10 protein-coding genes are annotated in these 11,993 nt (G+C 42.6%); 3 read left to right on the forward strand and 7 right to left on the reverse strand.

Translation table 11 applies throughout. From position 1 onward, the window contains the following. Together O9334_RS01740 and O9334_RS01745 are read right to left on the reverse strand one after the other, a co-directional pair. The coding region (locus O9334_RS01740; RefSeq protein WP_287998851.1) for a S8 family peptidase at positions 1-1,479 on the reverse strand (1,479 nt) is incomplete at its 3' end. Positions 1,480-2,701: 1,222 nt separating this feature from the next. Continuing rightward, positions 2,702-3,778 carry an AI-2E family transporter gene (locus tag O9334_RS01745; RefSeq protein WP_045361639.1) on the reverse strand — a complete coding sequence of 359 codons (1,077 nt, stop codon included), beginning with the start codon at positions 3,776-3,778 and terminating at the stop codon, positions 2,702-2,704. 277 nt (positions 3,779-4,055) lie between these two features. On the opposite strand from O9334_RS01745, the gene O9334_RS01750 reads away from it, so the two are divergent. From O9334_RS01750 to O9334_RS01760, 3 genes are all read left to right on the forward strand, one after another. Further along, a complete protein-coding gene (locus tag O9334_RS01750; RefSeq protein WP_287998855.1) occupies positions 4,056-4,826 on the forward strand; it encodes an ABC transporter ATP-binding protein in 771 nt (256 codons plus the stop codon). Positions 4,827-5,288: 462 nt separating this feature from the next. Continuing rightward, the gene (locus tag O9334_RS01755) at positions 5,289-5,633 is read left to right on the forward strand and encodes a hypothetical protein (protein ID WP_061430783.1); all 345 of its coding nucleotides are present in this window, start codon (positions 5,289-5,291) and stop codon (positions 5,631-5,633) included. Positions 5,634-5,711: 78 nt separating this feature from the next. Beyond that, complete coding sequence (locus O9334_RS01760; RefSeq protein ID WP_045361647.1) at positions 5,712-6,926, forward strand: DUF790 family protein; 1,215 nt, start codon at positions 5,712-5,714, stop codon at positions 6,924-6,926. Positions 6,927-7,028: 102 nt separating this feature from the next. Here O9334_RS01760 and O9334_RS01765 read toward each other — a convergent pair whose 3' ends face one another. The 5 genes from O9334_RS01765 to O9334_RS01785 form a co-directional block, all read right to left on the reverse strand. Next, positions 7,029-7,490, reverse strand: a complete 462-nt coding sequence (locus O9334_RS01765; RefSeq protein ID WP_045361650.1) for an Hsp20/alpha crystallin family protein — start codon at positions 7,488-7,490, stop codon at positions 7,029-7,031. 349 nt (positions 7,491-7,839) lie between these two features. Beyond that, positions 7,840-9,213: a 1-acyl-sn-glycerol-3-phosphate acyltransferase gene (locus tag O9334_RS01770; RefSeq protein ID WP_045361653.1), complete on the reverse strand. Its 1,374-nt coding sequence runs from the start codon at positions 9,211-9,213 to the stop codon at positions 7,840-7,842. A 296-nt stretch (positions 9,214-9,509) separates the two neighbouring features. Further along, positions 9,510-10,340 carry a Uma2 family endonuclease gene (locus tag O9334_RS01775; protein ID WP_190381708.1) on the reverse strand — a complete coding sequence of 277 codons (831 nt, stop codon included), beginning with the start codon at positions 10,338-10,340 and terminating at the stop codon, positions 9,510-9,512. A 185-nt stretch (positions 10,341-10,525) separates the two neighbouring features. Then, positions 10,526-11,455 carry a lysylphosphatidylglycerol synthase transmembrane domain-containing protein gene (locus tag O9334_RS01780; RefSeq protein WP_045361657.1) on the reverse strand — a complete coding sequence of 310 codons (930 nt, stop codon included), beginning with the start codon at positions 11,453-11,455 and terminating at the stop codon, positions 10,526-10,528. Then, complete coding sequence (locus tag O9334_RS01785) at positions 11,448-11,906, reverse strand: DUF29 domain-containing protein (protein ID WP_287998869.1); 459 nt, start codon at positions 11,904-11,906, stop codon at positions 11,448-11,450. The genes O9334_RS01780 and O9334_RS01785 overlap by 8 nt, the downstream gene beginning before the upstream one ends. Between the last annotated feature and the right edge of the window lie 87 nt (positions 11,907-11,993).

The following is an 11,993-nucleotide window of genomic DNA, read 5'->3' on the forward strand; positions in this document are numbered from 1 at the left end:
TTTCACCTGTTGGGCTGTCCAGGTAGGATTTTGTGACCACAACAAAGCCGCCGCCCCTGCCACATGGGGACTGGCCATGGATGTCCCTGAATAGGTGGCATAGGTATTGTTGGGAGTGGTGCTGTAAATCTCTGAACCAGGCGCACCTAAATCTACGCTGGTTAAGCCATAGTTGGAAAACGACGAGAGAGCATCGGTGCGGGTGGTGGAAGCAACGGAAATAATATTAGCTAGGTTGTAGCTGGCAGGATAGGAGGGGCTTGTGTCAGTGTTTTTTGCATCATTACTAGCCGCCGCAATAAATAAAGCCCCCGCCTGACCCGCTGCGTTAATCGCATCGTAGAGCGCTTGACTATAACCGCCACCTCCCCAGGAGTTATTGGTGAGCTTAACTCCTTTGGCTGTGGCATAGTTAATTGCCAAGATGGCATCGGAGGTATAGCCTGATCCTTGATCATCCAAAAACTTCAGTGGCATGATTTTGGCATTCCAAGCCACCCCCGTCACGCCTACCCCATTATTTCCTTTGCCAGCAATGGTTCCCGAAACATGGGTTCCGTGACCATAAACATCACTGGGGTTATTGTCGTTGTAGGCAAAGTCCCAACCGCGAATGTCATCAACGTAGCCATTGCCATCGTTGTCAATGCCGTCGTTGGCAATCTCCCCTGGGTTTGTCCAGATATTGCCAACTAGGTCTTGGTGATTGTAGTCCACCCCCGTATCAATAACCCCAATCACTAAATTAGGATTGCCTTTTTGAATATCCCAGGCTTCAGGGGCATCAATGTCCGCATCGGGAGTACCGCCATTTTGACCCGTATTATGCAATCCCCAAAGTTGATTAAAACTAGGGTCATTGGGGAACGTGGCCTGGGGAGTAAATGCACCCACCGTCCGAATATAGTCGGGTTCAATGTATTCAAAAATCGGATTGGAGCGATATTGTGCCAGAATCTTCTCCACAGAGAGGGACCCGGATAACTTCCAAATCTCTGCCCCTGTTAGTTTAATCGTCTGGGTGCTGACAGCACCAAAGAGGGACTGAAACTGAGCAACTTCGGCGCTGGTGATCCCTTGCTTGAACTTGAGAATCAGTTGATTGGGAGCATAAGGGGCAAGGGTGCTAGTTGCTGCCGGTTCTAGCTCTGAGGTGACGGGGGCAGCAGTGGCTACAGAGGCAAGACTCGACGCTGGACTGGTGGAATAACCAGAAGAGTCAATACTGGGAGAAGCGGGAAACGCTACTTGACCCGTAGCAGCAGGGGAGACTGGAACCGTGGGGGCCTCCGAGGAGATTGTAGATGGGGAGGGGTTAGAGTTCAGGACTCCTAAAGGAGAAGTTTCCTTCGATACAGTTAAATCGTCAGAACCGGTTAAATCAGTCCTGATTGGGAAGGCTCCATCAAAACCCAAAGAATCTGCTGGAGATGTGATATTTGTACTAGATAAATCAGAACTTACTTGTGTTGTCTTCATGACTTTACCTACCTAATTGTCCGAAAATTAATCGGTCAATTACTTAAGTTTGTTGAATTCTTTCTGTTTATGGTTAGGGAAAAAGACAAGCCCAACCTTTCTGCCTTAGGGCTAAATCTCTCATCTACTTATGATTATAAATAGACAAATTTAAGAAAAAAATAAATTTTTTCTTAAATTAATTTATCCAAGAGCCTGATTAGTCACCGCAATAAGAACAGTATTATTGATAATTAAAAACCTAGAGGTATTAAGCTGCCCGTGCATTTAAATTGCTGGTTGAGACGCGGTTAAAATGCGTTGCGTAAATGCGTCTTAGCTTACCCGGTCAGGGTTTCTCAATCAACAGAGGAAATACTCAGACTATTTTTCAAAAACTGTAGCCCAATTATAGAAAGGATAATTAAGTGGATAAATCGGCTCTTATCGTTTCTGTGTGGAAGGGAGAAGAATAGGAATAATTTTCAAAAATATAGTCTTTAAAACTTTACCTACCAAGACTTATATAAATAATAAGCACCAATAAATACACCAAGTTGATAAGAGCCGATAAATTGGCAATGTTTGGGAGTAAAAAAATAAGTTTTTGCTCAAAAACTGGTAAAATTTATAGTAAGTTTTGAACTGATTGACGAATTAAATCTCTTAAATATAAATCAATAACTTTCCTTGTTTTTTTATTAATTCTTAGCCCAATATACACCTTTATCTTCTTACAATAAACCAACAACCATATTCAAATCACTACCTATTTATTAAATTGAACATTCTCCTCACTTCAGTCTGGTTAATTTTTGCTTTAACGTTTTCTGCTGTTTGATTGCTTACTGTCACTAACCGAAGAAATCTTCCCTTTAGATGAACCGACTTTTACCTCAATCTGCTTAACCCGAACCGTGGCTAAATTAATCTTTTTTCCTAAGTTCCCTGGAAAGATTAAGGTAAAAATTTATTTAGGGTTTGCGGCAAAAAGTTTGTTGGTGGGGTTAGGAGTCGGTAGCCGGTCGTCGGTCGTCAGTCGGGGAAGTCAGAATAACAGAATGACCTCGCGCACTGGGAAGCGGAACCCTTTGCAATCGCCTCCGGAAAGTGCAAGAATTTTGAGTCCCTCGGATCGATTTCTCAACGTTTGTTTCTGGCACTTTTTTAGTCAAAAAAGTGCCAAAACCGTTTTCTAGTAAGGCTTCCAGTAATATTCAGCATACCCTAGATATATCGGCCTTTAGACTGACTGATCATGGCTATTGGCCACTGGTTCGGGGCTATCCTCGCCAATCCAAGCCCTGACTAACTCGTAGCAGAGACCGAGCAGAACCGGTCCGACGAACAAACCGATAATCCCGTAGGCGATCACTCCCCCGAACACCCCTAGCAGAATCACCACCATGGGAATGGGCAGACCGCGCCCCATTAAGATCGGTTTGAGGAAATTATCCACCAAGGTGGCGGGAATCATCCAGATGGTAAATAATAGGGCGGTGGAATGGGGTAGTGTTACCCAAGCGTGAATGAGCGCCCCCAAGACAATCAAACCGGGGCCAATTTGGAGAATGCCCAAAATTAGGGTGAGGAGAGTTAATAAACCGGCCGCAGGCGTTCCCACCGTCACTAAACCGATGCCGATCAAAAGACTCTGGATAATGGCAACGCCAATAATACCGCGGCTAACATTGCGGACGGTGGAGGCGGTCAGACTGGCCAGCGCGATGCCTCGACCCGGGGCGATCTTTTCCGCTAACCGGTTCATCAGGTGAGTCAGATTTTTAGCCGAGAGGGTGAGGGCTGCCGCAATCAGAATCGAGGCGATAAATTTCAGCACCGTCAGACCGGTACTGGTGGCTAGGGAAAGGGAGATTTTCCCCAGTTCTTTTAATTGCGGCTCGAAGCGCTGAAGAAATTGACCCGTGTTATTTGATGCCTGCTGCCAGAGACTGGCAATCCTTTCGCCGACCAGCGGCCAGGTGGCCACATCGGCGGGGGGAGGGGGAATCACCGCCGCACCGGTATCGATATATTCGGCCATCGTTCGCAGATTACCCGCCAGAACCGCTGCAATGCCACTCACCGGACCGATAATAATCCCTAGACAAAGTAGGGTGAGGAGAACTGTGGCCAGTTTCGCCCGGCCAGCGAGCAGCTTTTTTAACCAGAGAAAGATCGGATACCAAGCGATCGCTAGAATTGCTCCCCAGAGGATCATGGTTAGGAAGGGACGCAGCAGGGTAAAACCGGCAAATAACAACAGGCCGAGAAAAAACAGCCGGATGACGAGATCGATAATTTTAGCGTCATTTTTCATCAATAGCGATCGCCTTTTGGCTAGATGAGGACATTTCTGCAATTATGGCAGTTTTTCGTTATGGGTAGTGATTCGCTAGTAGTGGTGAGCCGTCTTGCTTATCTGGTGGGGATTGTGTAGAATATTTCCTGATCAAAATAATTGCCCGATAAATCTCTACAACTGATTCTTTCAGGGTAAATCTCCTGAGAAATATCTTTTTTTGGTTGGTCGGTGCAATGCTTACTTGCAATCGTCTTGATCGAGTAAAATCGACTAATTTAACCTATTAACAAGGATGCAAGCAAATTTATTAGAAGTGCGGGGAGCCACCCGTCGATTTGGGGGATTAGTCGCTGTCGATGGGGTTTCCTTTCAGGTACAAAAAAAGGAGATTTTTGGCTTAATTGGACCCAACGGGGCGGGAAAAACGACTTTATTTAATCTGATCACCGGTTTAATTCCCCTATCGAGTGGTGATTTAATTTATCAAGGCTACAGTCTGGCGAATTATCGTCCTCACCAGATCGCTCAGGCAGGAATTGCCCGTACTTTCCAGAATTTGCGCTTATTTGGCGAATTATCGGCTTTAGAAAATGTAGCGATCGCTGGTCATCTTCACAATAGCTCCAATCTCTGGACAGGAATGTTGGGTTTACCAGTTTCGAGAAGGGAAGAGGAAAAAACCTACAAAAGAGCGGGGGAATTATTAGATTTAGTCGGATTAACCGACCAAAGCAATCGGAAAGCCCGTAATTTAGCCTATGGTGATCAAAGACGCTTGGAAATTGCCCGCGCTTTAGCTTTGCAACCCCAGTTATTACTGCTCGATGAACCGGCAGCCGGGATGAATCCCAGCGAAAAGGGGGCATTAAGTCAGCTAATTCGACAAATTCGTGATAATTCAGAGGATTTAACTGTCCTGTTAATCGAACATCATGTGCCTTTAGTGATGGGATTATGCGATCGCATTGCCGTGTTAGATTTCGGTAAGTTAATCGCTTTGGGAGATCCGTCCACAGTCAGGGAGAATCCCGCGGTGATTGAAGCTTATTTAGGGGATGAATAAGGATTTTAGATAATTGCTATTTAGGTTAATGGGAGATAACAATGATTATTGAATTACCAGAGATAGTTAGAAAAAGAGTTAAAAGTATAGACCTCTTGTAAAAATCAAAAATTGTTGTTAGGGTTAGTAGTCAGTAGCCAGTAGTCAGTAGTCAGGATAATTAAGAATGAATAATAATTAATTAAATGGTATCTTGAACATATTTTAGGCAATTTAATCCTTATTTTTGCCGTTTTTGAACCCTCGAAAATTAATTATGCAAGAGGTTTAATCAAGGATGTTAACCTTTAAATCTGAGTTAAAACTCTACACTTGCTTCCACTTAAATGAGGCTGATTTTGTTCTGTGTTAGACTGATATTTGCGTAAGCTCTGCTCTCATTCTAGCATATATCGTGTCAATGTGCTACTATTTAACAGTAAAGCCAACCTAAAACGGCGGGGTTTCAGACCAAATTTTTCCATGATTCCTTTAACTCTTAATCTCTTGCAAGGTTCCGTTACTTTTCGTTTCAGTCCCAGTGCTGCCCTAGATTTGCAAAGGGAAATTAATATTTTACTTGATCGCCTAAAAGCGATCGCCAGTAATGCCTCTAGTGGGGGTAAACCCCAACCCCAAAAACCTCTGGAATATCAGCACACTGGTGATGTGTTTCTGGAAGTGTTTTGTAATCCCAATATTTATCCGAGTCCTTTTTCTGCTAAAGTTTTGTTAACGGTTCGCGATGATCGCCTACGCTTAACCACAGAAGCAGAATTAACCCGTGTGATCGAGGATTTAGAGCGTTATCTCGACCAAAATAGTTAGAAGCGGGGGATTTTTGGGGTTTCGACCTTTCCTTGTCGTTCCACCTTTCCCCATCTGATTATTCTTCTCTAGCTTGCCATGTTGCCGACCGATTTATTGATTTCCCGTCAAAATGGCGAGACAATTATTCCCAAACGCTTACCGATCGCTGCCGATTATCTGGCGATCGCTAAAGAACAAATCACCTGTTTTCAGGAAAGTATCGGTCAAACTAAGGGAGAATTAAGCCAAAAACTCCTAATCTTGGAGGGAGACAGTCCCGATTATAAAATTAAACGGGGATTTGCTCACCTATTAACCAATCATTTTGCCACCTTTGAGATTATTAGTCCCTTAGAACCGCAGGAATTAAGAAAAAGAGTTTTTGAACAAGCAGCCAACTTTGTTCCGATTCCCCAAAATCGATCGCTAATTCTTCAAACAATTGCCCAGCAACTCAGCCAAGAATTAAATCAAGAAATTTTTCCAGTGGCTCTAGAAAAAGGACTCTATGCTGATTTAGCAGAGAATAAAATTCTGACTCAATTTGATGCTCCCACCCCCGAAAACCTAATTCATCGTTTTAACCTCTCGCAAATTCAAGGTATTTTTTATCGGGCCAGTTATTTAATCATCAACGTCCACCGCAACGATCCGGGGGAATATAAATATCTCTTTCGCTATCTAAAACTATTTCGTTTAATGACTTATATCGAAGGGGATGCCGACACGGGATTCACTATTACTATCGATGGTCCCACCAGTTTATTTAAAGCTAACAGTCGTTATGGCATTGAAATCGCTAAATTAATTCCTGCCTTACTCCATGTTACTCACTGGAATCTGAAGGCACAATTACAGTACAAAGATTCCTATACAGGAACTATTAAAAAACAACAGTTCAATTTAGAGGATAACTGTGGTCTGGTGTCCCACTATTCCCCGGGTAAACCCTACGATAGTATGTTAGAGGAATCTTTCGCTAAACGTTGGTTACAGTTAAAAACTGAATGGCAGTTAGAAAGGGAAGTGGATTTAGTGCCTTTACCCGGAGGAGTGATGATTCCCGACTTCCGTTTAGTACATCCCGATGGTCGCGTTTTTCTCCTCGAAATTGTTGGTTATTGGCGACCAGAATACCTACAAAAGAAATTTTTACAGGTTAAATCGGCCCAAGCAAATAATCTAATTTTAGCCGTATCGGAACGGTTAAATCTAGAAAAAGCTGGAGTTAAATTTCAAAATCTACCCGCTCAGGTTATCTGGTTTAAAGATAAATTATCACCCCAAGCAGTGTTAGAAGTTTTAAATTAAAAGGTTAAGAAGTTAAAAGCGGAAGTATAGTTTCATACTCCCGCTTCGGTTTAATCAGACTAGGTTAGCCTTTTCGCTTAAGACCAGACAATGAGTGCTACCTTATTGAGCAATGGCAGGACTGATGGACACTTTCACCACTTTATTTTTTTCTTCTTCCGCTTTCGGGAGGGTGAGATTGAGAATGCCATCTTTGTATTCAGCGATCACGTTAGTGTTATCAACCCGGACCGGTAGAGGAATAACCCGATGGAATTTACCATAACGGAATTCAGTGCGGGTAAATCCTTCCTCTTCGGTTTTAATTTCCGATTTTCTTTCACCATTAATGGTCAGACTATCGGCTGTTACTTCCACGTTGAGGTCTTTGGCTTCCATACCAGGTATTTCCAGTTTAAGCTGAACTGCCTCTGGCGTTTCGGTAATTTCCGCCGCTGGGATGAAGGATAACCCCATTTTTTCGCCATTGCCTACATCAGTCGGCACAAGACGGTCAAACAAGCGATTCATTTCTTTTTGTAGGCTTTCTACTTCTCTGAAAGGTTCCCAACGTATAAGTGCCATATAATTCACCTCCGCAGTTTTCTTGACGCTAGAGATTTTGATTTATCTCTACACTTTTAGGATAGATAAAAGATTCTCTGACTGGGGTAGGGTTTTCGGTATTGAGTTTTTCCAGATTCCCGTACTATCTCCTATACTAGAGCTAGGTGAAAAAGTTTTTCCCGGGGAAGTGGGAAGTGGGGAGTGGGTAGGGTTGATTCATGAATCAACCCTACTATGAATTAACCCTACTATGAATTAACCCTACTATGAATTAACCCTAGGGGAGTGGGGGGTTTTCTCAGTGAACTGATAACTGATAACTGATAACTGACTCCACCAACAGACTTTTTCAGTAAACCCTAATTATCTACTGATGAATAATTAAACTTTCTAAACTGGTTTGTAAATCTTGGGTTAATTGTGCTACGGCCGAGCGTCGATCGCTTTTATAATCGCCATAGCGCTCGGATACGCAAATAGGCTTACCGATAGTTATTATCGCTTTTTGTTGACCAATTTGGGGACGGAAAAAGGGATTACCTCCCTTAATTCTTGTCACTAAATCCCAGAGCAATAAAATTGTCTCTGCGAATCTTTCTACGGTGGGGTTTTCTTTTACATAATAACCGGTTACTGACACGAAACTTTCGACAATTCTCATGTGCCACATTTTTAAATTAGCTTCATCGGCCAGGCGATCAGCTAATCCTAATTCAAGGGGAGAAATAGAATGAGTGGGTTTTAATTCTTGGCGATAAATGCGTTCCCATCCTGCTTGTTCTAAACGACGACAGCGATCGATCACATTACCATTAGGAGAAACATTAAAATACTTTTCTACGGTTTGTAAGGCCACATCTAATAAATTGGCTAAACGTTTGGCTAGGGTTTCGTTCGGATCATCACCATTGGCAGGCACTACCGGCAAAGATTGATAGTAGAAATCTCGATAAAAATCCTCCATTAAGGATAATAATCTTTCTCCTAACCGAAAAAGACGCTCGTATAAAACCTTTTCTTCTAGGGATGAATTCGGGATTGGTTGTAAACCGCTATCGGTTTCTAAATTAGTTAAAATTTGCTCGATTTCTTGCCACACTGGAGTCAGATAAAAATACTGAATACCAATAGGTAAAATAATTACTTCCTGCTGTTGTTTAGCTTTTCTGACATCATCCACACCCCAAAAAGCCAATTGAGAAATACCCGGCTCAATAGCACTGACAAGCTCATTATGTCCGTTAGTTGCCCCTTCTGGAGCAGCGGCTAAAGGATAATCTCCTTCTAATAATAAACGACGAGCCGAACGCAATCCGATTAAATCGGCTTTTCCCCGTTGAATTGGTGTGCCACCTAACTTAGAATATAACCATCCTACCCTTTCTCCAGCCCATAAAGGAATACCTCGATCGTACATAAAATGAGCGTGAATCGGTGCTGGTAATTTTATTCCTAACTCTTGGGCTTTTTTGGGTACTAATTTCCACAAAAGATAGGCCATACAGTAGGGATCGTTAATACTGGGATGACGAAAAGCAAGCAGTAAACGGACTTTTTTCTCTTGACTTTTTTGATAAAATGTGATTAAAGTTTCTAGATTGGCGGCGGAAATTTCTCTTAAATTGGTTTTAGTTTGTAACCAGAGAGGTAAAAAGATTTGACATCCCTTTAAAAGCAAGGGATTAAGGTCAGGGGGGATAAATTCGAGGGGGGGTTGTGCGCCCAAAGATAGATTAGACATACAAGTAGTCGTGCCAAATAAATTTCCTAGTTGAGACTCCGAGACAGGTATCAGATTTTAGTTTTCAGTTCATTGTTTACTGTTTACTGTTTACTGTTTAAGGAAGAATAAAAGAAAACTCTGATCAATAATTACCCACTGGCCAAAAGGTAATCACAGCAGCAAACAGGTGTCGAGCTAGATTTCAAATACACTGGGATTGCAGGCTCCCTCAACTGTGAAAGGAGAAATTAACCGACTTTGAACGAGGAGGAACAGGAGCAGTTTACCTCCTCACCTAAACAAATACAGCTATACTATAGCTCTATCCCCATTTCTCGCAAACGAGCCGCCATCTGTTGAGAACGCTGTCTTTCCGCTTCCAGAGCTTGCTGAGTAACATTTAATTGCTCCTGTGCTGCGGCTGCCTGCTCCTGGGCTGCAGCTGCTTGCTCCTGGGCCGCAGCCGCTTGCTCCTGGGCCGCTTCTTCCGGCAAGGGGATTAAATTGCCTTCCGGGTCATAAAATCTCGCCCAAATTGCCGTTTCTCGGTCAATAGTCCCCTCCCAAGTCCCCAACCAATAGCCTAAAGTTTCACACCATAACCAGCCGCGCTCGTTTCGTTCTAAAGAATGGTAGCGTTGGTCAGACCCTAAATGCCATCCTTGTAAAGAATTGGCATCAAAAGGATCGTAGATGAAATAATCTGGTGTGCGGAAGGTTCCCTCATAAATTGCCTTTTTTCGCACTTTATCGGTCTTGGCGGTACTAGGAGAGGTTAATTCCACGATAACGTCAGGATAACGTCCCTCTTCTTCCCAAATTACCCAACCCTGTCGCTCTCTCTTGCCATCGACATTGAGGACAGCGAAGAAATCGGGCCCGCGAAAATCGCGATTTTTGGCTTGTTCACGGCTGAAATAAATAAACATATTGCCACCGGTGTAGAAGTCGTCTCGTTCGCCGTAACCCTGGTGTAGGGAGCGAATCAAGACATTCATGGCAATGCGGTGTCGGTTGCTTGCCAAGGGTTCACCATCATCAAAAATTAAGTCTGTGGGGGGTGGGGTGGGTTCCCAGAAGTCCTCGAAATCTTCTTCTATCAGTGCCGGAGAGGTGGCAGTTTCGTCGCTTTTGGCAATCGTCATTTTTTCGGCCTCTCTAGGTGGGAGTATCCATATTTTTGCTGATTATTGATCCTATGTTACATCAGAATTTAGGAGTGAGGAGATAGATGTTAGGAGTTGAGAAAATTATCTTCGGTTAACAATGATCAAAACTTTTCTTCTGGGTGCGTTACATTGGGCTAACACACCCGACTAATATCCTTAAGCTAACCCAAAAACTTGGCTTTATCTTTAACTAATTTTGTCCCGATTCCGGCGGCAATGACTTCGGAGAGAATGCTAATTAAACGATAGATAGCAACGGTGACAAGTACGTTAGCGGCGGGAAATTTTTCTGTGTCTAAAAGTGCGATCACTGTAGCTTCAAAAACTCCTAATCCCCCCGGCGCTCCGGGGACAACTAAACCCAATAACCAAGCAAAACTAAAGGTTCCTAAGAGGGGTAAAATCTGAGCGGGGGTAATCATTTTTAATACCATCCAAGCTAAAATAAAACCCGCACCGCGCCACAATAAAAATCCAGTTTCACCCAGGAGAGGTACAAGAGGATATTTAGTTAGATAAACCGGTTCTTGAGCAATCTTTTTCTTTTGGCTAAGGATTTTCAGAGGATAATTTAAAAATTTGGGATGAATGCCGATTAAAATTAATCCTAAAACTAATATCTGTATCCCTAGACTTGAGCTAGATTTCATCCAACCTAAACCACTACCAATAACTGCTATGGCTAAGGCTGCACATACCAGCAATAAAAGTTCTAATAAAACGCTTAAACTAGCGGTTCCCCAATCACTTCCTGCTTTATTAATTGCCACGATGCGAGCATAAAAGTGACCGATATTACCGGGTAGATATTTTCCTAAATTGGTAATCATATAGATGCCAATTCCTGCGGAGGTTTTAATCGGTTGTTGATAGCTTTTGAGTATCCATGTCCACACCCATCCTGCCCAAATTTGAGCGATAACGGTGGTTACAAGTGCCAAGAAAAGAAATAACCAGCCATGATTTTCAATTCTAACTGAGGTGACGTTATCCCAGTTATTTTTAAGGTTACTGAGAACAAAAAATAAGGTTCCCCCAATAATCAGCCAACGTAGAAACTTTTTCAGCATTTCGTTTTTTCCTTTATTCATTTTCTGGAGGAAACCAATCGAGATCAAGGAGATTTTCTAAACTGTAGGGACATTGCCCAGGAAAACTAACTTGATTATCGGTTTTTTCTCTAACATAATTTAAGGCTTTCTGGTAAATACGAGGTAATTCTTTAGTGAGATAATTGCGGAGATTAGTAGTTAAATAAGTGTCGATCTGGTTTTTGAAATTGACGATTTCTGAACGCCAATGACTACGATTATATTTTCTCTTGACTGTCCAAAATTGTAGCAGTAAACAATGTCTAATAATTTGCTCTAATAAACTAGCAACACGAAACTTTTTTTCGTTTCCCAAATCTTCTAACTCCTCGATTAAATTGTCTAAATCTAAAGCGTCAAAATTTTTAGCCTTGAGCAGCTCTATAGTTTCTTCTAGCCAGAGAGAATCATCAATTTCGTAGAGAGTTTTTAAGTCGGGAATAACAGTCATTTTTTATCTCCTTTATTTGTAAGGTGGTAGCCAATTAGGAGCGAGCAGTTCTTCTAAACTGTAGGGACAAGTATCAGGAAAGTTGAC

Origin of the sequence: Microcystis sp. LE19-8.1F (assembly GCF_027531715.1) — a bacterium.
Taxonomy (GTDB): domain Bacteria; phylum Cyanobacteriota; class Cyanobacteriia; order Cyanobacteriales; family Microcystaceae; genus Microcystis; species Microcystis wesenbergii_A.